The organism is Flavobacterium sp. Sd200, assembly GCF_009826935.1.
GTDB lineage: Bacteria > Bacteroidota > Bacteroidia > Flavobacteriales > Flavobacteriaceae > Flavobacterium.
In genome coordinates this window covers 293,994-316,686 of the sequence record NZ_WUMN01000005.1, presented here as the reverse complement: position 1 = coordinate 316,686, position 22,693 = coordinate 293,994, and the positions used below count along the sequence as shown (strand labels likewise).

Below are 22,693 nucleotides of genomic sequence, written 5' to 3'. Positions count from 1 at the left end.
AATAAAAAAGGGGCTGCCTAACTTTTTAGACAGCCCCTTTTTTTTATTCCACCATTTGTATAAGCCTTAAAAATTCTGCGCGATAACCTTCGGGGTCATACAACAGGCAAGGTTTGGCCAGTTCATAAATATCTTTGGTTTGTTTGTTAGGTAGCAGTTTGCTGTCTCTTAGCTTTAACCCAAACCACGCTACCGAAGCTGCAAATTTAAAATCGGCTGATGCCTGCTCCAGGCTCACGGCACTATTAGGGACTACGGTAACTGTTTCGGTACTTTTATCGCCTTCAGGTTTTTTATGCCTCAGTTTTATAGTGGCAAGTTCGTTGTTATATGTACCCGTAGCAGCATTGGGCTGGCTGTATTTTAGTTCAGATGTTGGCGCAAAATAATCGCTTTGCACCCCTGTGGGTATAATTTCATACAGCGCTGTAACCGTGTGACCACTACCAAGTTCTCCGGCATCAATGGCATCATTTGCAAAATCTTCGTCTCGCAGTTTGCGGTTTTCATAGCCTATCAATCGGTACGACTGCACGTGTTTAGGATTAAACTCAATTTGTATCTTAACGTCTTTTGCAAGGGCATACATAGAGCCTTTAAACTCTTTATCCAAAAAGCGGTCGGCTTCCTGCATGTTGTCTATGTAGGCATAATTACCATTACCTTTATCGGCCAGGGTTTCCAGTTTACTGTCTTTATAATTGCCCATGCCATAGCCAAGACAGGTTAAGAACACGCCGCTTTTGCGCTTTTCTTCAATCAGCGTTTGCATATCGGTGTTAGATGATGCCCCTACGTTAAAATCGCCATCGGTAGCCAGTATAATACGGTTGTTGCCGCCTTTTACAAAGTTTTCCTGAGCTGTTTTATAAGCCAGTTCTATACCGGCACCGCCTGCCGTGCTACCGCCTGCATTCAGTTTGTCTAAGGCCGCAATTATGGTTTCTTTTTCATCACCACTTGTAGAAGGCAGTACCAAACCTGCGGCCCCGGCATATACCACAATGGCAATCCTGTCCTGCTTTCGCATTTGGCTAACCAATATTTTCATAGACTGCTTGAGTAGGGGCAGTTTGTTGCTGTCACTCATAGAACCCGAAACATCTATAAGAAATACAAAGTTAGAGGCGGGCAGGTCTTTAGAGGCTATTTCTTTGCCCTGAAGCCCTATTTTTAGCAGCTTATGCTTAGGGTTCCATGGGGCATCGCTGTATTCGGTGTTGACAGAAAACGGATCGTTGCCCTTTGGCTGCGGATAGCTGTATTTAAAAAAGTTTATCATCTCCTCAACCCTAACCGCATCTTTAGGCACGGTTTGCCCACCGTTCAAAAACCTTCGTACATTGGTATAGGATGCATTGTCTACATCTATCGAAAAGGTGGACAGTGGAGTAGTGGCAGGGTTTTCAAATTTATTTTCTTCAAAGGCTTCATATTCTTCGCTATCAACCTGTATTTTTTCAGGTGTCAAACTTTTTCCCGATGTTGTATCTATATACCCTGTTTTTAGTGCTTCTTTAGCAGCCTTTTTAATAGCTCTTTTTTCTTTGCGCGACAGGTTTTTGGTTTTAATGATTATTACTCCGTTTGAAGCCCTGCTGCCATAAAGTGAAGTTGCAGCGTTATCTTTAAGCACTTCTATATGCTCAATTTTATTAGGGTCAATGTTCCTTAATGCATCTTCGCTGGCTATTTTTCCATCAATTACATACAAAGGCTTGTTACCAGTTTGTATAGATCCAACCCCTCTTATTGATACTGTATTATAATATTCCGACGCACCGTTGTTGGGAGTTATTTGCAGCCCGGCAACCTGCCCTTGTAAAGCCTGTGTAATATTTGTATCTTGTATTGCTTTGGCATCTACACCAACTGCCAAGGAATTATTAACGGAAGTATTGCTTTTAGCTAGGTTTTCATTTTTCCCTTTATACGATTTAAGTTCAGTTGATGGGGCTGAGTATCCATAGCCAGTATTAATATCTCCCATAGATGCTGCAGCTACACCCTGCTGCATAGCGGCCTTAGCCTCTTTTTCCTGTTTCCGTCTTTCTTTTCGGGAAAGCTCTCGGTTTACAGTAGTAACAGCACCGGTTACATCTGATTTTTTCAAAGTACCATACCCCACTACTACCACTTCTTCAAGTGTATTACTGTCATCAGCCATGGCAATATCGATCGTAGTGTTCCTGCTTATCCTTATTTCCTGGCTTTCCATACCTATAAAAGAAAATTGCAGAATATCGCCGGGGTTGGCATCAATTTGATATTTACCGTCATAATCAGTTTGTACTCCTTTTGTTGTCAGGCCTTTTAAGGTTACATTAACCCCCGGAATCGGCATTTTGCTGCTGTCATAAACAATACCGCTGTACACCATTTTACCCTCTGCATTTATAGTAGCTACAGCTGGGGTAAGCACTATTTCGGTCTGTGGTGTTTCGGCTACAGGATATTTTTCCTTTGCCATTGCTTCCATAACCTCACTGCTTGCCGTGTTGTAAGCACTGGTGTTGTTTACACTTGGAGCAGCAACTATTGCTGCATCTGCACTGCTTTCAATAACAGGTTTGGTCTTGTCAATAACCGGGGCATTTTTGGCTTTCGGTTTTTCTGCAGAAACAATAACCTGTTCCGGTTTTTTAGTAACCGTTTGTTTTGTAATCGGGGCAACGGTTTCTTTTACTTTTATCGTATCTGTAACCGTAACGTTATGTTGTGGCAATGCCTGTGGTGTTATAACCGCATCGTTATTATTCATCAAATAAGCTCCTATGCCTGTAAACAGCAGTAACAGGGCGGCAATGCCGGTATACTTCCACCAAATGGCGGCACGGCGTTCTTTTTTCTGGTCAAGCTTTTCTTCCACACGGTTCCATACGGCATCCATGCGTGCAAAGCCTTTATCTTCGGCCTTAGTGGCGGCCTCTTTAAACTGGTCGTATATTTTATCTTTATTTTCCATTGCTGCTCGTGTTTTTGTAATAAACATTGTTTACCATTTCCTTAAGTTTGGTACGGGAGACGTTTAATTGCGACTTAGATGTTCCCTCGCTAATACCCAGCATAGCGGCAATTTCTTTATGCGAAAATCCCTCTATGGCATACAGGTTAAACACGGTGCGGCAGCCCTCTGGCAAATAAGTAAGCAGGTGTAGCAGGTCTTCCTCTTCCAGTGTTGCCGTTTGCCCTACCGACGGTTCTTCGGCACGGGCCATATCTTCAATATAAATGTTGAAGTTTATATTGCGTTTAAGGCTCAGCAGGCACTGGTTTACGGCAATTTTGCGCGCCCAGGCCTCAAAAGCTTTGGTTTCTTTTAGCTGGTCGAGTTTAGTAAATATGGTGTAAAAGGCATCAGCCATAGCCTCTTCTATGGCCTCTTCGCTTTTAAGGTACCGTTTGCAGGTGTGGTACAGTTTAGGAGCCAAAAGCTCATACACCTGCCTCTGAGAGTCGCGGTGCATTTTTCTGCAAGCTGTTATGAGTTTTTCGTCTATCACAATTAGTCTCTTTTATACATAGAGCACGAAAAAGATAAAAAGGTTGGGAGGGGGTGAAAAAAGATTTTGTAGAGACGTTGCACTGCAACGTCTAACACCTCGCAAAAACATATTTTGTAGAAACGTTGCATTGCAACGTCTGCAATAATATCGCCCAATATTTTTATGGATGTTAGACGTTGCACTGCAACGTCTCTACGGTTTAACGGTTATTTTATAAATATCCGATTCAGCAGCATCGCTGTCGGTATCTTCACATAGCAAAAATTCAAGGGTTTTGCCTTCCTTTTTATAGAGTGTTATTCCCTCAAATTTATTTTTAGTCGAAATAACCTCAGTAAACTCCACTTTCATTTTGTCTATGTTGATGCGGCCAATAAGCGTGCCCGAAACCTCGCCATCGGCATAGGTGCTGTTGCCGCCTTCGGCTGCTGCAATAAAATAGAGTTTGTTGTCTACCATAACAGCATCGGTAAAGCTGGCCTGAGCCCCTTTAATTTTTGGTAGTTTAATTTTGTTATATACTATCTGGAAAGCAGTGTCGTCTATTGTCCCTGTAAGTGTAAAGATGCCATTTTGTGCAGCCGGGCCATTACCGCGGTTAAACAAATACCACACTTCGCCACCATCATTTACAGCAGCTTCTATGTTAAAATTTTCGGGAGATATTTCGCCAAACTGTTGCATGGCAAGATAAAGGTCGGTGGCATCAATGTGCGGATATACCTCCTTTGTTTTGCCGTTAATGTGGCCTATCAGGTTGCGGTTTTCTGTAGAGCCGGAGCCAAACAGGTAAAGGTCATCGCCTTTTGCGGCAATGGCTTCATAATCTGTTTTATCTTTTTTAGGCACATTTTCTAATGCACCCGCATAGTCTTTAGACACCAACGGTGTTTTATCAAGGACTTTGTTGTCTAAGTTGTATTCATACAGCAAATGGCTGTTGTCGGCAATAAGGTAGAGCGAATTGTTATTGTATATGAGCCCTGAAGCCGACCCAATGCCTATAATTTTAAACAGCAACTGAAGCGTAAACTTTTGCATAATCTTATGTTTTACTAAAAACGCAGCGGTATTTTAATTGTTATATTTATATAAAGATAATTTATTTTGTAGATGAAGAATATAAATACTAACGATTTTAAAGTTAACGGAGCTTTTAGCATTAATGACGCTCTAACTGATATAGACCTGGGTGTGACCGGAGATATGCTAAAAAGTGAACTTAAAAAGATAAGCAAAGACCTGAGTAAACTACAGGATAAAATGTATGCTAACAACCGATATAGCGTACTGATATGTCTTCAGGGAATGGATACCAGTGGTAAAGACAGCCTTATTCGTGAAGTTTTTAAAAACTTTAATGCACGTGGGGTAAATGTGTATAGTTTTAAAAAGCCAACTTCGGCAGAGTTGGAGCATGATTATCTTTGGCGTCATTATATTGCCCTGCCGGAAAAAGGCAAGTTTGCAGTGTTTAATCGTTCGCATTACGAAAATGTTTTGGTTAGCCGGGTGCATCCTCAAAACATATTAGCTGAAAATTTGCCGGGTATTGAGCAGGTTGAAGATATACCATCGACTATATGGAATGACCGTTACGACCAAATGAACAATTTTGAAAAACATCTTTCGCAAAACGGAACTATTATACTTAAGTTTTTTCTTCATATCAGTAAAGAAGAACAACGACAACGCCTCTTGCGTCGTTTAAACCTGAAAGGACACAACTGGAAATTTTCTCCGGGCGATCTGGAAGACCGTGAGCGATGGGACGATTATCAACAGTATTATGAAGAAACTATTAATAATACTGCTACACATGAAGCACCATGGTTTGCTATTCCTGCCGATGATAAAAAGAAGGCTAGGCTTTTTGTAGCTAAAACTATTTTAGAGGAGCTTAAAAAATATGATATTAAAGAACCCGAAGTTGATGAAGAAGTTGCAGATAATATTGCCAAATACAGAAAGCAGCTTGAAAACGAATAAAAAACCCGGCAGTCAAATTAATGCTGCCGGGTAGTTTTGGTAACTTAGGTTATGTTTATAAAAGGGGGCAATTTAAAGTTTAAAGCCATACGCAATGCGCAGTGCAATTTGGTCGGTACCAAAATCATTAAGGCCTTCGTAGCGTGCGCTTATGTCTATGTATTTATTGGCATAGCCTATGCCAGGCGACCATAAAAACGTGGTTTGGTCATAGTTATTAGTCACAGCAAAACCGGCACCCACTTCGCCCAATACATAAAACTGGTCTTCCCAAACAAAGGCTTTAAAGCCTGCTTTTGCGGGTATAAAACCAAGATCAGGAATGTTTTCATCGGCAAACAGGTGTGTGTAGCCTGTAGTTAGTGTCAACGATGTTTTCATGGTAAGGTCATACTGAAACCTTATATCGCCGCCCAGTGCAAAGTTAAAATCGCTGTCGGTAGGCAGCCCGGCATTTATACCAAAGCCCAGCCTGAAATTTTGGTCATAGTTATCAATGGCAGGATTTTCTGTACCCGTAATTTTTTGTGCAAAACCATTTGCCCCAAGTAAAAGCAATGTTCCCAGCAGTAAAGCTTTAAAATTCATTTTCGTTTTCATGGCTTCATCAAGTTTATGTTAGTAAGCCAAAATTACAGTAAGCTGCTTATCATCATTTGTAATATTTAGTTAATATATTACCAAAGAAATAATAAAATTAAGATATGTCTTACATAAAATAATGATTTATAATGTTTTAGCGCATTTAGGTTTTCAATCGGAAACTACGGCGTACCTTTGTAAAAAATTACAATTTCATAGTGGGTCTATCGCTTTACACAAAAGAGTTTTCGTCTAATATCCGGCTTGCTTATCCGGTAATCCTGGGTATGCTTGGTCATACCCTTATAGGTGTTATAGATAATATCATGGTAGGCAGGCTTGGAGCTACACAGCTTGCCGCTGTATCTCTTGCTAACAGTTTTGTGTTTATAGCTATGTCGGCAGGCATAGGCTTTTCTACTGCCATAACGCCAATAGTAGCACAGGGCGATGCCCGGAAAGACGAGCAAACCGTGCGTTCTGCTTTTCATCATGGGTTGCTGTTATGCACCATGCTGGGCATAATTTTGTTTACCATTGTATCTTTTGCAACACCGTTAATGAAGCTTATGCATCAACCCGAAGAGGTAATTGCCCTTGCCAAACCCTTTGTGGGCTGGGTGGGGTTCTCGTTGCTGCCCATGGTTATGTTTCAGGGATATAAACAGTTTGCCGACGGTATGTCGTTAACCAAATATGCTATGTATGCAGTTATATTCAGTAATGTTATACACGTAGGTATTAACTATGTACTGATATATGGCGTGTGGTTTTTCCCTGAAATGGGAATGATGGGGGCTGCCATTGGTACAGTAACCTCGCGCGTTGCCATGCTCATTTTCATGCACATATCGCTATCGCGCAATGCAAAACTTAAAAAGTATTTCAGCAATTTCAGCTTTGGCGAAATTAAAAAGAGTATGCTTAAAAAAATAACCTCACTGGGTTTGCCTTCGTCTATGCAAATGCTGTTTGAGGTAGCCCTTTTTACGGCCGCTGTGTGGCTCTCAGGTTTTTTGGGCAAGACCAATCAGGCGGCAAACCAAATTGCGCTTAGTCTGGCTTCTATGACGTTTATGTTTGCTATGGGGCTAAGTGTGGCAGCCATGGTGCGTGTAGGCAATCAAAAAGGATTAAGAGATTATGCTAATTTAAGAATAGTAGCCCGTTCTATATTTTTGCTGGCAATTATTATAGAAATTGTTTTTGCGCTGCTTTTCGTGCTGCTGCACAATTATTTGCCACATTGGTTTGTAAATGCTGAAGATGTTATACAGTTGACTGATAATACCGAAGTAATAAAAATAGCGTCTACATTACTTTTAGTAGCTGCTGTTTTCCAGATATCCGATGGGGTGCAGGTGGTGGTACTTGGTGCACTGCGTGGTTTGCAGGACGTTAAAGTGCCTACTATAATTACGTTTATAGCCTACTGGGTTATTGGCTTTCCGGTATCGTTCTATTTAGGGCTGTACACACCGCTAAAAGCAACAGGAATATGGATTGGTTTGCTGGCAGGACTGACCGCAGCAGCAATATTTTTGTATCTTCGCTTTAATTATTTAACCCATAAATTTATTGAAGAAGACGGGCAACCTGAAACTTTAAACCTTAAACCTGAAACTAAGTAATGGAATTACCTAAATTTGTACTTGCAGATAATACAGATCATCCGGATGATATATTTATTATTCATCTTGATTACCCACGCTTTATAATAAACCTTAAAGATGATGAGGTAGAATTTTTGGAAGAGCCGGAAGATCTTGACGAAAATGAACTTAATGCCGAAATGGAAGGCCTTATTGAAGAGGCCAACAATTTTTATGACCGCGAAATGGATCGTTACGAAAAAGAGTAGGGGGAGCTTACAGTAACAGTTCTAGGTTTTAAACCTTTACCGAATTTATACTATAAAAAAAGCCGCATGATGTTAGTTTCATGCGGCTTGATTATTTAATATTTCAGCTTAAAAGTCTTGTCACGCAAAGGCGCAGAGACGCAAAGCTGTTTTTTGGATTAGCAATTCTTCTGAGCGACGTAAGTCGCAAAGCTTTGCGACTTACGTCGCTCAGAAATATCGGTTTTTGTCATCAACTTTGCGTCTTCGCGTCTTTGCGTGACAAAAATATACAACTAATCTGACCAAAATAATATAAGAAAGATATTATTTGGCTATGGCAGCTTCATATTTTTTAGCTACTACAGGCCAGTTTACTACGTTGTAAAAAGCAGTAATATAGTCAGGTCTTTTGTTTTGGTAGTTTAGGTAATATGCGTGTTCCCAAACATCAAGGCCTAAAATTGGTTTACCTGTAACAGACTGTCCCGGCATTAATGGGTTGTCCTGGTTGGCAGTGCTGCCCACGGCAAGTTTTCCATCGGCAGTAACTACAAGCCATGCCCAGCCCGAACCGAACTGCTTAGTGGCAGCCTCAGTAAATTTCTCCTGAAATGCTTCAAACGATCCAAAATCTTTAGTAATAGCATCGGCAAGTGCGCCTGTTGGTTTGCCTCCTGCATTAGGAGCCATTACTTCCCAAAATAGTGAGTGGTTGTAAAAACCGCCACCATTGTTACGAACTGCCTTGTTTTCAGGATCAAGTGTTGCAAATATCTCTTCTATGGTCTTGCCTTCAAGCGGAGTGCCCTTAACTGCTTTGTTAAGCTCGTCTGTATATTTTTTATAATGCTTAGAGTAGTGTAGTTCCATTGTTCTTGCGTCGATGTTTGGAGCGAGCGCATCATACTTATAGCCAAGCTTGGCTATCTGGAATTTGCCCGAAGCGTCTTCTGCCTTAACATCGTCGGGGTTGCCAACAGGCGCAGCGGCCTCTTTTTGCGGCTCAGGAACAGTTACTACCTCTTCAAGGTTATCTTTATCTTTACAAGATTGTAGCGCAGCTACAACGGCTAATGCTGAAAAGAAAATTTTTACTTTTTTCATAATAGTAATTATTTAGTTAACGAGTTTATCGTTTCAATATACAATTTCTTGGCCTCATCGGGCGAGATGTGGCTTACCTGCATCCAGGCATTTGTTTTAAAAGCATCCCTTAAGTTAGACCCGGCGTGCTGCCCTACATTAAACTGGCCATAAGTAGCTTGTTTATAGTAGGCATATATGCGTAGCATTACATCCTGCGGCAGGGCCTCGGTCATTAAAGAAGCTTTTTCATAAGCTTCCTGAAAAAGGGTATCAAGGTCTTTTTCCTGCATTTATTACTCTTTAGTTGCAATAATGGTTTTTCCGCCTATGGCTTTTTGGTTAAGCTGCACATTTACTTTTGTACCTAAAGGTAAAAAAATATCTACCCTTGAGCCAAATTTTATAAAGCCTGCATCAGTGCCCTGTACTACCTGCATGCCTTGTTGTGCATAGTTTACAATTCGTCTTGCCAATGCACCTGCAATTTGGCGATACAATATTTCTCCAAAATAATTATTCTCTATAACCACAGTCGTACGTTCGTTCTCGGTGCTGGCCTTAGGATGCCAGGCTACAAGATATTTGCCAGGGTGGTATTTGCTGAATTTTACCAAACCGTTTACTGCATAGCGTGTTACGTGTACGTTTATGGGCGACATAAAGATAGATACCTGAAGGCGTTTTTCTTTAAAATATTCCTCTTCATACACTTCTTCTATAACCACAATTTTGCCGTCTACAGGGGCAATTACATTATGGTCTGAAGCGGTAACGTGGCGTTTCGGGTTCCTGAAAAACTGCAATATCAGGATCAGGAAAACCAACGTAAATACCTGAATGGCTTTTAAAAGCCAAAATACCTGTATAAATTCTTCTGCCAGCAATACAATGCCCACACTTACCACTAAGGCAATAAAAATAATTTTAGCTCCTTCTTTATGAAACATAGTTTAAGATTTGATAATACAAAAATAAGAAAGGTGTCGCAAATAATACGCTATCCAGCCTGTCAAGTATGCCGCCATGTCCGGGCATTATCTTACCGCTGTCTTTTACACCGGCATTTCGTTTAAGTTGAGATTCTACAAGGTCGCCCAATGTGCCAAAAATTACAAGGACTGCCGCAAAGGCCATCCACTGCCAGGGGCTTAGGGCTGTATTAAAATAGCTGCTTTGTCCTAAAATATAGGCTCCTACAACAGCAAACAGCATGCCCCCCACAAAACCTTCTATGGTTTTTTTGGGAGATATACGTTCAAGCAGTTTATGCCTGCCTATAAGCTTGCCCACAATATACGCAAAGGTATCATTAGCCCATATTAGTATGAACATGCCTATAATTATATACGGATTAAAGGCGTTTGTTAAAAACGCCATTTTAATGATAAGTATAAACGGTATAATAACATATCCGGTTAAACGCGCCAGTTTTGCGGTTTTGTCGCGTGGCACCAACGGCCCGGTTTTAAAAAGATCCATAAGGAGGCTAACCGATATAAATAGTGCTGCCAGGTTGAGCATGAGGTTAGATGCCGGATTGTTGTTAACGTTGTAGCCAAACAGCATTAAACCTGCTAAGGCCATAACAATAGGAACAGCTTTGTCAAGATTAGCAAGGCGGCAAAACTCTACTACAGATAGTATAAGGAAAATGCCAAATAAAATTGCAAAGGTAAAGGGGGAGTAAAGGGTTGCTGATACAAGCAAAATAATATAAACCAAGCCCGATAATGTCCTTATGATGCTCTCGTTCATATTAAAGGTCTTCTAAAAGCAATAAGTAAAGGTTTTTAGCTACGCTGCCATAATGCAAAAAATCTTCGTCTTTAGCTTTTTCAAAATATTTAATGGCTGTTATGTTAGTGGGGTAGTCCTTATCATATTTTTTCTTAATATGTCTAAGGCAGTCTGTTTTACTGGCCAGCATTTGGCTGGTTGTGGCAAATATTACAATGTTGTCGGGCAGTTCGCCGGGTTTAAATTGTTTTATTTGTTTAGACGAAAAAAGTATTGCACCCTCATCGGCCACAAGGCTTTCGCAGGTTGCCAGTAAAAACTTAGGGTTTTTAACATTATTGTATTCAAGCCTGTTTTCGTCGAGCAGGTGCTGTAATTTGGGTTCAAAACACAAAGCTTCGCATTCAAACCAGTCGTTTTCTTCAAGCACGTTTAAAAACTGTTCGTGCACCTCGTTAACGCTGTCGCAGTAAATAAATTTACCCCCGTTTTTTTTAAAATTTGTAGTAAAAAGCTCGTCAATAGGCAATTGATCTTCCGGGAGAAAAGGACTGTTGTCTGCGTTTTTCTCTTCTCCGGAAACTTCTCCTGCACCAAAAATCTTCTTAAAAAGGCTCATACTCGTTATATCCCCAAATGATTTGCTTAATGACCAAAGATAAAAAAATCTTAACTCAATCCTGCGATTGGGTTAAGATTTTTAATTTTTATTTATGATTTTTTATCTAAGCTTCACTAATTACCTCATGCCCTGTTTTTTCAAACGGCCTGTTGCCAAAAATTGCTTCAAGGTCGTCTTTAAAGATCACTTCTTTTTCAATAAGTATATCGGCAAGTTTAAGTAGCTTGTCCCTGTTCTCATCAAGAATGTTAATAGCGCGCTGGTATTGCTCTTCTATAAGGTCTGAAATTTCTTTGTCAATAACCTGTGCTGTGTCTTCACTATAAGGTTTTCCAAAGTTATATTCGCTTTGCCCGGTAGAGTCATAATATGTAATATTGCCCAGTTTGTCGTTTAGCCCATAAATGGTAACCATAGCACGTGCCTGTTTGGTCACTTTTTCAAGGTCGCTTAAAGCACCTGTAGATATGGTATTAAAAATAACCTTTTCAGCAGCGCGGCCTCCCATGGTGGCACACATTTCATCTTTCATTTGGTCCGGTCTAACAATAAGCCTTTCTTCCGGCAGGTACCAAGCAGCACCAAGGCTTTGACCTCTTGGCACGATGGTTACTTTTACCAGTGGGGCAGCATGCTCAAGCATCCAGCTTACGGTTGCGTGGCCTGCTTCGTGAATGGCAATAGCACGTTTTTCTTCAGCAGAGATGATTTTGTTTTTCTTTTCAAGACCACCCACAATACGGTCTACAGCATCAAGAAAATCCTGTTTGTCTACTGCGGTTTTGTTGTTACGGGCAGCAATAAGGGCAGCTTCGTTACAAACATTTGCAATATCAGCACCGGAGAAGCCCGGGGTTTGCTTTGCAAGGAACTCAGTATCTAAGTCTTCCGATTTTTTTATCGGCTTAAGGTGTACTTCAAATATCTCGCGACGCTCCCTGATGTCCGGAAGGTCTACATAAATTTGCCTGTCAAAACGTCCGGCACGCATAAGAGCTTTGTCAAGAACATCGGCGCGGTTGGTTGCGGCAAGCACAATAACATTGGTGTTAGTACCAAAACCATCCATTTCTGTAAGTAGTTGGTTCAGGGTGTTTTCTCTCTCGTCGTTAGAGCCTGAGAAGTTATTTTTGCCACGGGCACGGCCCACAGCATCGATCTCATCTATAAATATAATGGCAGGTGATTTTTCTTTGGCCTGTTTAAACAGGTCGCGCACGCGGCTTGCGCCCACACCTACGAACATCTCAACAAAGTCTGAACCCGAAAGCGAAAAGAAAGGAACTTTAGCTTCGCCTGCAACAGCTTTGGCTAACAGGGTTTTACCTGTTCCCGGAGGGCCTACAAGCAATGCTCCTTTTGGTATTTTACCGCCAATGCTGGTGTATTTTTCAGGGGTTTTTAAGAACTCTACAATTTCCTGTATTTCTTCTTTGGCACCTTCAAGGCCTGCAACGTCTTTAAAAGTTACTTTAATATCGTTTTTTTCGTCAAAAAGTTTAGCTTTAGATTTGCCGATATTAAATATCTGTCCGCCGCCTCCGGCTGCGCCACCGCCAGACATTCTTCGCATCATAAACACCCAAAGACCAATAATGATGATTAGAGGGAAAAGCGTTATCAGCCATTCGCCCCAGGCACTCTCCGGCTCAGCAGAATAGTCTGTAAGCTTACCGGCTTTAGAGGCTTCGTCAAGTTTTTTTACAAACAGTTCGTTCTTGTCGCCAATAACCACACTGTAGTGAGGGCCTTTGTTGGCGTGGTCAAACATGTCTTTTTGTACTTTTTCGTGCTCTTTGCTTTTAAGGGCTTCGGGTTTTAAATACACCTCGGCGGTAGTTTTGTTGTAAACTACCTTTTGTACCTCATTTTGGTCTAAGTACTTGTAAAAAGTAGAAAGCGATGTAGGTTTAGGGCTGCTCCAGTTAGAAGCTCCGCTAAAATAGTTTGCAGCTATAAGCAGCAATAAAATTCCGCCATATATAAAGTACGGGCTTATTTTAAATTTTGTAGGCTTATTATCTTTTGACATGAATTTTTGGTTCTTTGTTAGTAGTTGTTACCAATAGAAGTTATCCTGGCATCGCCCCACAGGCTTTCTATGTTGTAGTACTCGCGAATGTGTTTCTGGAAAACGTGTACCACTATGTTTACATAGTCCATAAGTACCCATTCACCATTCTCTGTACCTTCAACATGCCAAGGTTTATCTTTTAATTCTTTGGAAACTATTTTTTGAATTGAGTGAACAATAGCGTTTACCTGTGTATTAGAGGTACCGTTGCATATTACAAAATAATCGCACACGGTATTATCGATTGCCCTTAAATCGAGGATATCTATATCATTGCCTTTTACTTCTTCTATTCCTTTGATGATATTAGCTAACAGATCATCATTGTTTACATTTTTTTTCGCCATCTAAAAATTTATATATTACGCAAAGTTATCACTTTTGTGTTTACTTTTGACCCTAAATTTATATTAAAAAAGGGTAAGTACACTTATTTTAAAATGAATATAATCAAACTCAATGCCACAAACTCTACCAACGATTACCTTAAACAACTGGTGGCTTCTCAGGACATAGAAAATTTTACTGTTGTTACTGTCCAAAACCAAACAGCCGGGCGTGGGCAAATGGGTGCGCAGTGGAGTGTAGAGTCGGGTAAAAACTTAACTTTTAGTGTTTTGGTTAAAAATTTACTGTTTGAAGCTAATGCCGTTTTTAACCTTAATGTAGGGGTGGCAGTAAGCATTGCCCAAGCTTTAGAAGTATATAATATTCCGCAGCTTAGTGTTAAATGGCCTAACGACATTTTGGCAGGCAGTAAAAAAATTGGCGGTGTGCTTATAGAGAATAGTTTTAAGTCGGGTGGGGCTATATCATCTGTTATAGGAATAGGGCTTAATGTGAACCAGCAAAATTTTGATGGATTGGCCAGGGCATCGTCATTAGCCTTGGTGACAGGCCATGATTTTGATAAAGAGGAGATAATGCACAGGATAATACAGCAAATAAAACTTACTGCCGTAAAATTACTGAATAATGGGGAAGATGCATTGTGGCAGGCCTATCACGACAGGCTGTTCAAAAAAGGAGTACCTATGACCTTTGAAAGTAACGGGAAAAGGTTTGTGGGCATTATCCAGGGCGTTAACCGCAACGGCATGTTAGAGGTTGCTCTTGAAGATACTTCCATTGCGCAATATGCTATAAAAGAGGTGCAGTTGCTGTATTAAACAAAAAAATCCGGTAGCTGGCAAGCTCCGGATCTTTTACGCACTAATAAACTAAGATTAAAGGTTTATCTTAAACGGTCTGCTGATTTTACGAGATCCTCATCCTTCTTGATAGCCTTATTGGCAAGGCTTATAAAAACGATAGAAACAATAGGGAGGAACATCCCAATACCCTTCTCTGATACTTTTGTATCTCCGGATAAATTTAGCACCCTGTAAATAAATAATCCTAATAAAACTAAATTTAATATTATGTTCAGCCTGCCAATAACAAACTGATTTTTTCTTCTCTTATAAGTAAATATGCCTATTATAGAAAGCGTGGCACTAAAAACAAATAACAATACATAGGCTATATTTTGCATAAACGATACTTCTTCGCCATTATCAAGAGTGTACAGGGGCAAAAATAAAGGCAGCACCCCACTGCTAATAACGGCTATAAATAAATATATGCTTTGTATTCTTTGTAACATCGCTGTTTTTAATTGCTGCACAAAAATATGTTTTCTTTTTATAAAAATACTATTGCACAGTAAAAAATAATTTGTAATATTGCAATACTAAACTACAAGTACTTCCTCTCTGCAGAAGTATGGTTTCTCCAAAAATTCCTTATTACTTTCTGCGTTTTTTAAAATTTCAAAAACTAACCCGAAATAATACATGTTTGATATTTCTGAATTGAAAGAAATGAAGCTGCCTGAACTTCAGGAAATTGCTAAGAAAGCTAAGATCAATAAATATCGCGGACTAAAAAAAGACGAACTTATTTACCAGATCTTAGACCATCAGGCGGCAAACCCTGCACAGGTATTGCCACTATTTGAAGAAACGGCTGCCGCTGCGCCCACGTCTGAAAGCGAAGCTAAACCAAAGCGTGCCAGGATAGCTAAGGCAGACGATGCTAAAACTAAAACACAAACCCTTGCTGATGAAGCCCCTGCGGCAGAAACAGCTCCAACTGCCGAAAACACACCGACAGCTGAACCCAAAACCGATAAGGTTTTTAAAAAGAAAAATACTCCTTTAAAACAAACTGAAACAGCCGAAGATACTCCTGTGGCGCAAACCGCACAGACAGAAGATGCTGCACAGGAAGTTAAGACTGAAGAGCCGACAGATTTATCTGCTGCTAACAGTCAAAATCCGGCAGGTGAGAAAGACAAAAGGAAAAAAATACAGGCGAGAGACGCTAACCAACCAAAAGGTGATGCGCCTGCAAAGCAAAGGCCACAACTGACCGAAGAAGAGCGAAGGGCACAAATTGAGAGGGCTAATGCCAACAATCCTAATCACCCAAGCTATAAAAAAAGAATGCAGGCTCTTGCAGATGGTGGTGCGCCCCAGGCAGATGGCCCTGCTATTGTGCCGGCACAGCCCCAGGCGGCAAGCAACAATAATAGCACAGCCACAGCACCACAGCCACAGGCAACACAAAACAAGAAACAAAACTACCGCGAACCGGATTATGAGTTTGACGGTATTATTGAGAGCGAAGGTGTGCTCGAAATGATGCCTGATGGCTACGGTTTCCTGCGTTCATCTGACTACAACTATCTTGCATCTCCGGATGATATTTATTTGTCTAATTCGCAAATACGCCTGTTTGGCTTAAAAACGGGCGACACTGTAAAAGGTGTGGTACGTCCGCCAAAAGAGGGCGAAAAATATTTCCCGTTAGTTAAGGTAAACAAAATTAACGGTCATGACCCACAGGTGGTGCGCGACAGGATTGCTTTTGAGCACTTAACCCCGGTTTTCCCGTCAGAGAAATTTAATATTGCTGAAAAGCAAAGCACTATATCTACCCGTATTATAGACCTGTTTTCGCCTATAGGGAAAGGACAACGCGGCATGATCGTGGCACAGCCAAAAACTGGTAAAACCATGTTGCTTAAAGATATAGCGAACGCTATTGCGGCAAATCATCCTGAAGTTTATTTACTTGTACTGCTTATTGACGAACGTCCTGAAGAGGTTACAGATATGCAACGCAGCGTTAGGGGAGAGGTTATTGCCTCTACCTTTGACAAAGAGCCGCAGGAACACGTAAAAATAGCCAATATTGTTTTAGAGAAAGCCAAACGTCTTGTAGAGTGTGGCCACGATGTAGTGGTGCTTTTGGACTCTATTACGCGTCTTGCCAGGGCTTACAACACGGTGCAGCCTGCAAGCGGAAAAGTATTGAGCGGTGGTGTAGATGCCAACGCCCTGCAAAAGCCAAAACGCTTTTTTGGTGCAGCCCGTAATATAGAAGGTGGCGGATCTTTAAGTATTATTGCTACGGCACTAACGGAAACCGGATCTAAAATGGACGAGGTTATTTTTGAGGAATTTAAAGGTACCGGAAACATGGAACTACAGTTAGACAGGAAAATTGCCAACAGGCGTATTTTCCCGGCGGTAGACCTTACATCGTCGAGCACAAGGAGAGACGATTTGCTGCTTGACGAAAAAACCATACAGCACATGTGGATAATGAGGAAATATCTTGCCGATATGAATCCGGTTGAGGCTATGGATTTTATTAACGACCGTTTTAAAAAGACCCGTAACAACGCCGAATTCCTTATTTCGATGAACGACTAATACCGATTTTTTTTAGGTACATCATAAAATAATCATTAAGCCTGCAAACAACTGAATAAGAACAGTTTTTGCAGGTTTTTTGCTTTTTAGATAGCACAAAGTGTACGTGTTTACAGGTAAAGTCAGGGTGTAGAGGTTGAAGTTTAAAAGTGGTGTGTAAAAAATATTGACTATAATTGCCCTTTAATTATTTACATAAGCCAAAATGAAACTACACCACACGATCTTATTTTTCCTGATTACATTATCTCTTTCATTGCCTAAAGCGCAGGCACAAACAGAAAAAGAGATAGTTGATTTTTTGCATTCAGCAACGCTGAAAACCGACAACAAAACGGTTAAAATTCCGATTGAAATAAAAAATGACCTTATATTATTAAAAATAAAAGTTAACGGAAAAAATGCCACTTTTATGTGGGATAACGGTTTCTCGTTTTCGGGTATTGATAATTCTCTTGTAGACCAATTTAAATTTGTGCCCTATGGTGGTAATGCCGAGAGCGTTACTGCGACCGATGGAAATAACGTTCAGGTAAATTTAAATTTTATAATTTGTCCTAAGATGGAGATTGGTGGAATTTCGGTTCTGAACTCCCCGTTTCTTAAGGTAGATTTTAAATCGATAAGCCAGACCAAAGAGCTAATGTTCCAGGGTATTTTAGGAGCTGCGGTTATCAATAAACTAAATTGGAAATTTGATTTCGATAACAATTTTGTAGAAATATCTGAAAAACCATTTATGGTAAACAATAACGATTTGGTTTTGCCCTATCGCATTATTGAAACCAATGCAAACCATTATATGCCCATTGCGCTTAATGGCAACAAGATTGAAACCTTGGTTGATTTTGGATTTAACAACGATATTATTGAGGTAAATACTTCAAATGCACATTTCTTTGCTAAGTCTGACGCTACTAAAGCCTTTGGACCCAGCTCTATCAGCGTAGGTGGTTTGGCGCCTGTTGACACTATTTATACTATTAAAGATGGGTTTAGCTTCGAGCTTTCGGGAAAAAAACTTGCCGTCCAACCCAAAATTTCGTTTACAAAAGCTGTAAACAATATAATTATTGGCAATAAAATTTTTAGGGATAATTATAATGTAATAATAAATACTTCTGGCAATACAGTATATGCGCTTTCGTCAAGGAAAAAGCCGGCTCCGGCAATTGGAAACGAGGTATATGGCTACCGTGTGCATTATATAGAAGGTAAGCTTAAAATCATGTCTATAGATGCTAATGCTAATACTGTAAACAGCGATATTAAACTGATGGACGAGGTGGTGAGCATTAACGGTAAAGTTCCGGCAGATTTTGGAGATAATTATACCTTAAGGATGTATCAGCAAAATTTATTGAAAGATCAAAAGAAGCTTATTTTAAAGCTTAAAAATGGCAAGGAAATTTCCTTAACCCCTCAGCCAAAGACCGAATATAAGTTTACGAATGAAAAAGAACTCTGGGCAACGCCTAAGTAGTTGTTAAGGAGTGTATTTTAAAATATCAAATAATTTAAATATGATATAAGAAGTTTTTGCCATACATGCAGGGTCTTCTATATCATGTGTGAGAGCGATAATGATCACGCACCACTAACCTGCAAGGTTTTCAAAACCTTGCAGGTTTTTATTTGGGTTGTAGATAACTGGGTTTTGATAATAAGCTCCGGAGGGGAGGTATGTTGAATTTTATAATGAATCTCTATTGGTGATAATTATTCTACACAACACACCCCTAACCCCTCTCAAGAGCTATCGTGTGGACACATCTTTTTTGTCCCCACCCCAACCCTCCCCGAAGGGGAGGGAGGAGCTTCACTCATACATGTTGATAACGATTCAGCAATAATATGACAGTGTTTTTTTTGCCGTACTGTACCCGTCCGTTGGCTCCCCTCTCCTTCGTAGAGGGGTTGGGGGAGAGGACTTTTGGCAGAATTAATCAACTTAATATTTGTGTCCACACGATAGTCTCAAGAGGGGAACACTCAGATGTGCTTACTCAGACCTTTAAAGATAGTTGCTTTTATCAGTAAGAGTGAAGCTATTCCCCTCTTGAGAGGGGTTAGGGGTGTGTCTTTTAAACTATGACATTTTTTATAGATTTAACTATATATGTGCTCTTCCTGCTAATCAGTATGCTAACAAAAAAATAGGCAACCTTTATGGTTGCCTGTTCTGTATATAATATAATAAAGATTATTTGTAAATAGTCTGTGTTCTGTCCGGTCCTACAGATACTACTTTAACAGGCACTTCAAGTTCCTGCTCAATAAACGCTACATAGTCTTTAAACTCAGCCGGAAGCTGGTCGTATTCCTTAATTCCGGTAAGATCGGCAGCCCAACCTTTTTTCTCAACAAAAACGGGTTCAACATTTTCCGGTTCGATGTTATAAGGGAAATGCTTGGTTTCTTCTCCTTTATATTTGTAGGCAGTGCAAACTTTAAGGGTTTCAAAGCCCGACAGTACATCGCCTTTCATCATGTAAAGTTGTGTTACACCGTTTACCTGTACGGCATATTTTAGTGCCACAAGGTCTAACCATCCGCAGCGTCTTGCACGCCCTGTTACCGATCCAAACTCATTACCTACACGTGCCATGGTAGCGCCGTCTTCATCAAACAGTTCGGTAGGGAAAGGACCGCTGCCCACGCGGGTAGTATATGCCTTAAAAATACCAAATACTTCTTTAACCTTGTTTGGGGCAATGCCCAACCCTGTACAGGCTCCGGCAGCAGTTGTATTAGACGATGTTACAAATGGGTAAGTTCCAAAATCTATATCAAGCAACGAGCCCTGTGCACCTTCGGCAAGAATGCTTTTTCCGGCTTTCATGGCTTGGTTTAAATATTCTTCGCTGTCAATAAAAGTAAGGGTTTTAAGTACCTCTACCGCTTCAAAGAACTCGGTTTCAAGTTCTTCAAGGTCATATTGCAGGTCTACATTGTAAAAGTCTATCATAGCCTGGTGCTTGTCAGCAAGCGCACGATAAAGCTCTTTAAAATTATCAAGCTCTAAATCGCCAATGCGAAGGCCGTTCCTGCCTGTTTTGTCCATATAAGTAGGGCCGATTCCTTTAAGCGTAGAGCCAATTTTTGCCTTGCCTTTGCTGGCCTCGCTGGCAGCATCAAGCAGGCGGTGTGTTGGCAATATAAGGTGTGCCTTGCGCGAAATAAGCAGGCGTGATTTAATATCAATATTAAATTTTTCAAGGCCTTCCAGCTCTTTCTGAAAAACAACCGGATCCATTACCACACCGTTGCCTATTATGTTTACAGAGTTTTTATGGAATATACCCGACGGTATGGTTCTCAATACGTGTTTAATACCGTCAAACTCAAGCGTGTGCCCTGCATTTGGCCCGCCCTGAAAACGTGCTATAATATCATATCCGGCGGTAAGCACGTCAACAATTTTACCTTTGCCTTCGTCGCCCCATTGTAATCCGAGTAGTAGATCTACGGTCATTCCTTTTATTTAGTTAGTTGTTTATGTTGTGTTTAAATAAGTCGCAATAGTTATTAAAAACAAAAACCAATCCTTATGCAGGGTTGGTTTGCTGTTGCTTTACCATCAGCCGTTATTAGCTTTCGGCATTCTCTGCTTCTGCGGCAGTAGTTTTTTTGTTGCCGTAAAGGTATAAAGAATGGTTATGGATCTCAATACCAAAAATTTCTTCTATGGTCTTTTTAATGCTTTGTATCCTTGGGTCGCAAAACTCTATAACTTCACCGGTATCGGTCATTATAATATGGTCGTGCTGCTTGTCAAAATACGATTTTTCGTAATGGCTTTGGTTTTGCCCAAACTGATGCCTGCGCACAAGCCCGCACTCCAGCAGTAACTCTATGGTATTGTATAAAGTGGCACGGCTAACACGGTAGTTTTTGTTCTTCATTTTGATGTAAAGCGACTCTATATCAAAATGCTCCAGGCTGTTGTATATTTCCTGAAGTATAGCATAACGCTCGGGTGTTTTCCTGTGGCCTTTGTCTTCCAGGAATTTCGTGAAGACATTTTTTACAATATCCTGGTTTTTATTATTTTCCATAGTCTGTAAATCGATATGCAAAGATACGCTAATTTTTTTGAAGTAAAATATTAGTTGGTTAAATCTTGACGCTTTCAAAAAATCCGCCTGAAAAATTTTCAGACGGATTTATAAAAATTGCTTCAGCATCAAAAACTGACTAAAATCTCTTCTGTGTGAAAGTTAATTTATGTAAGAAAATACACCGTAAATAGCTATATATACCCTTTTTGGCTGAAAATGCTCATCATCTGTATTTTTTCAGGTCAAACAGTTTCAAAGTTGTTCAAAACCGTTCAAAGCCTATTCGGTTTTACTCTTAAACAACACTTTTTGTACACTGATTTTTAGTGGTAAATAAATATACATAGAGCATTATTAAACTGTTTCAGTTTTCTCAACCGGATACATTTCTGCTATCAATTCATACGATCTTTTTCGGTCTTCAAAATTATCCGACCAGGTGGCTATCATAATTTCGTCTACATTATAATCGTGCGCAAGGTCATCAAGCTGCTGTTTTACCACATCGGGTGTTCCGGCAATAAAGCGGTTGCGGTTCCATGCAATGCGTGCGCGTTCGTGCATGGTGTATTCTTTGTTTTTTATTTCCTCAAGCGACGGCAAATCGCCTGTGGCACCCATTTCTATATGCAGCATGCGGTAGTCAAACTCTGTGATCCAGTCCTTTACTTTGTCTTCATTTTCAGAGCAAAAGGCAAAAATACCCACGTTTACTTTAGGTTCCTTTAGTTCGGGGCTTGCCTTAAAGCTATCGCGGTATATGGCTACAACCTCTGGTCCTCCCTGCGGATTTATAAAATGTGCAAAAGAGAGTGCCATGCCAAAATGTGCTGCAAACTGTGCGCTGCCACCGCTCGATGTCAGTATCCAGAATTCCGGCAAAACATCAGGGATAGGGTAGGCCTTGACCTTTGTGTGTACCGTATCAGGGATTTCTGCATTGCGCAAAAATGCCTGAACATCAACTATTTGTTGGTAGAAATCTTTCTCGCTAAATGTATTTGCAGGGTTTAGAAGATGTGCAGAAAGCCTGTCGCCGCCCGGTGCGCGTCCTATGCCAAGATCTATCCTGCCCGGAAAGAGCGTGGCAAGCATGCCGAAATTCTCGCTTACTTTTAAGGAGGTGTGATTGGGCAGCATGATACCACCCGAACCTACTTTTATCCTTTCAGACCTTGCTGCCAAATAAGGTATAAGCACCTCTGGAGTGGTGCCTGCTACAAGCTTAAAGTTGTGGTGTTCGCTCACCCAATAACGTTCAAACCCCAGTTGGTCTGCAAGTTGCACCAATTTACCCGATTCCATTAACGCTTCATGGGCACTACTGTTACGGTTTACCTGAGACTGGTCGAGAACGCTTATTTTTATGTTTTTCATTGTGTGAATTCAAAAATGTAATATACAAAGTTACAGATAAAAGCTGTAACCTGTA

21 protein-coding genes are annotated in these 22,693 nt (G+C 40.5%); 6 read left to right on the top strand and 15 right to left on the bottom strand.

The window, feature by feature from the left end:
* Positions 1-43: 43 nt before the first annotated feature.
* From GR160_RS19450 to GR160_RS14865, 3 genes are all read right to left on the bottom strand, one after another.
* On the bottom strand, positions 44-2,965 hold the full coding sequence (locus tag GR160_RS19450) for a VWA domain-containing protein (protein WP_160750682.1): 2,922 nt from the start codon (positions 2,963-2,965) through the stop codon (positions 44-46).
* Positions 2,955-3,467 (bottom strand): RNA polymerase sigma factor, encoded by a 513-nt coding sequence (locus tag GR160_RS14870; RefSeq protein ID WP_160750698.1) that lies wholly within the window; start codon positions 3,465-3,467, stop codon positions 2,955-2,957. The genes GR160_RS19450 and GR160_RS14870 overlap by 11 nt, the downstream gene beginning before the upstream one ends.
* A 231-nt stretch (positions 3,468-3,698) precedes the next feature.
* Complete coding sequence (locus tag GR160_RS14865) at positions 3,699-4,547, bottom strand: hypothetical protein (RefSeq protein ID WP_160750681.1); 849 nt, start codon at positions 4,545-4,547, stop codon at positions 3,699-3,701.
* A 72-nt stretch (positions 4,548-4,619) separates the two neighbouring features.
* Here GR160_RS14865 and GR160_RS14860 point away from each other — a divergent pair, with 72 nt between their 5' ends.
* Positions 4,620-5,495: a PPK2 family polyphosphate kinase gene (locus GR160_RS14860; RefSeq protein ID WP_160750680.1), complete on the top strand. Its 876-nt coding sequence runs from the start codon at positions 4,620-4,622 to the stop codon at positions 5,493-5,495.
* Positions 5,496-5,567: 72 nt separating this feature from the next.
* On the opposite strand, the gene GR160_RS14855 is transcribed toward GR160_RS14860, so the two are convergent.
* Entirely contained in the window at positions 5,568-6,095 is a 528-nt protein-coding gene (locus GR160_RS14855; RefSeq protein WP_160750679.1) for a hypothetical protein, read from the bottom strand.
* A gap of 200 nt (positions 6,096-6,295) precedes the next feature.
* On the opposite strand from GR160_RS14855, the gene GR160_RS14850 reads away from it, so the two are divergent.
* Entirely contained in the window at positions 6,296-7,708 is a 1,413-nt protein-coding gene (locus GR160_RS14850; protein WP_160750678.1) for an MATE family efflux transporter, read from the top strand.
* Positions 7,708-7,938, top strand: coding sequence for a hypothetical protein (locus GR160_RS14845; RefSeq protein WP_160750677.1), 231 nt, complete (start codon positions 7,708-7,710; stop codon positions 7,936-7,938). The genes GR160_RS14850 and GR160_RS14845 overlap by 1 nt, the downstream gene beginning before the upstream one ends.
* Positions 7,939-8,244: 306 nt before the next feature.
* Here the strand turns inward: GR160_RS14845 and GR160_RS14840 are convergent, their stop codons facing one another.
* The 7 genes from GR160_RS14840 to rsfS all read right to left on the bottom strand — a co-directional run bounded on the left by GR160_RS14840 (position 8,245) and on the right by rsfS (position 13,786).
* Positions 8,245-9,024 (bottom strand): superoxide dismutase, encoded by a 780-nt coding sequence (locus GR160_RS14840; protein ID WP_160750676.1) that lies wholly within the window; start codon positions 9,022-9,024, stop codon positions 8,245-8,247.
* Between the two features lie 8 nt (positions 9,025-9,032).
* Complete coding sequence (locus GR160_RS14835) at positions 9,033-9,296, bottom strand: acyl-CoA-binding protein (RefSeq protein WP_160750675.1); 264 nt, start codon at positions 9,294-9,296, stop codon at positions 9,033-9,035.
* Between the two features lie 3 nt (positions 9,297-9,299).
* Complete coding sequence (locus GR160_RS14830; protein ID WP_160750674.1) at positions 9,300-9,953, bottom strand: phosphatidylserine decarboxylase family protein; 654 nt, start codon at positions 9,951-9,953, stop codon at positions 9,300-9,302.
* Positions 9,943-10,761: a phosphatidate cytidylyltransferase gene (locus GR160_RS14825; protein WP_160750673.1), complete on the bottom strand. Its 819-nt coding sequence runs from the start codon at positions 10,759-10,761 to the stop codon at positions 9,943-9,945. Before GR160_RS14825 ends, GR160_RS14830 begins: the two co-directional genes overlap by 11 nt.
* Position 10,762: 1 nt before the next feature.
* The gene (locus GR160_RS14820; protein WP_160750672.1) at positions 10,763-11,362 is read right to left on the bottom strand and encodes a lactate utilization protein B/C; all 600 of its coding nucleotides are present in this window, start codon (positions 11,360-11,362) and stop codon (positions 10,763-10,765) included.
* A 106-nt stretch (positions 11,363-11,468) separates the two neighbouring features.
* Positions 11,469-13,397: an ATP-dependent zinc metalloprotease FtsH gene (gene ftsH / locus GR160_RS14815; RefSeq protein ID WP_160750671.1), complete on the bottom strand. Its 1,929-nt coding sequence runs from the start codon at positions 13,395-13,397 to the stop codon at positions 11,469-11,471.
* Positions 13,398-13,414: 17 nt separating this feature from the next.
* Positions 13,415-13,786 (bottom strand): ribosome silencing factor, encoded by a 372-nt coding sequence (gene rsfS, locus GR160_RS14810; protein ID WP_160750670.1) that lies wholly within the window; start codon positions 13,784-13,786, stop codon positions 13,415-13,417.
* A gap of 93 nt (positions 13,787-13,879) precedes the next feature.
* Here rsfS and GR160_RS14805 point away from each other — a divergent pair, with 93 nt between their 5' ends.
* On the top strand, positions 13,880-14,608 hold the full coding sequence (locus GR160_RS14805) for a biotin--[acetyl-CoA-carboxylase] ligase (RefSeq protein ID WP_160750669.1): 729 nt from the start codon (positions 13,880-13,882) through the stop codon (positions 14,606-14,608).
* 65 nt (positions 14,609-14,673) lie between these two features.
* Here GR160_RS14805 and GR160_RS14800 read toward each other — a convergent pair whose 3' ends face one another.
* A complete protein-coding gene (locus GR160_RS14800) occupies positions 14,674-15,084 on the bottom strand; it encodes a DUF4293 domain-containing protein (protein WP_160750668.1) in 411 nt (136 codons plus the stop codon).
* A gap of 190 nt (positions 15,085-15,274) precedes the next feature.
* Here GR160_RS14800 and rho point away from each other — a divergent pair, with 190 nt between their 5' ends.
* Both rho and GR160_RS14790 read left to right on the top strand, forming a co-directional pair.
* Positions 15,275-17,200 carry a transcription termination factor Rho gene (gene rho, locus GR160_RS14795; protein WP_160750667.1) on the top strand — a complete coding sequence of 642 codons (1,926 nt, stop codon included), beginning with the start codon at positions 15,275-15,277 and terminating at the stop codon, positions 17,198-17,200.
* A 205-nt stretch (positions 17,201-17,405) separates the two neighbouring features.
* Positions 17,406-18,683 carry a retropepsin-like aspartic protease gene (locus GR160_RS14790; RefSeq protein WP_160750666.1) on the top strand — a complete coding sequence of 426 codons (1,278 nt, stop codon included), beginning with the start codon at positions 17,406-17,408 and terminating at the stop codon, positions 18,681-18,683.
* A gap of 720 nt (positions 18,684-19,403) precedes the next feature.
* On the opposite strand, the gene GR160_RS14785 is transcribed toward GR160_RS14790, so the two are convergent.
* From GR160_RS14785 to GR160_RS14775, 3 genes are all read right to left on the bottom strand, one after another.
* A complete protein-coding gene (locus tag GR160_RS14785; protein WP_160750665.1) occupies positions 19,404-20,675 on the bottom strand; it encodes an adenylosuccinate synthase in 1,272 nt (423 codons plus the stop codon).
* A gap of 115 nt (positions 20,676-20,790) precedes the next feature.
* On the bottom strand, positions 20,791-21,258 hold the full coding sequence (locus tag GR160_RS14780) for a Fur family transcriptional regulator (RefSeq protein WP_160750664.1): 468 nt from the start codon (positions 21,256-21,258) through the stop codon (positions 20,791-20,793).
* A gap of 357 nt (positions 21,259-21,615) precedes the next feature.
* Entirely contained in the window at positions 21,616-22,638 is a 1,023-nt protein-coding gene (locus GR160_RS14775) for an LLM class flavin-dependent oxidoreductase (protein WP_160750663.1), read from the bottom strand.
* Positions 22,639-22,693 lie beyond the last annotated feature (55 nt).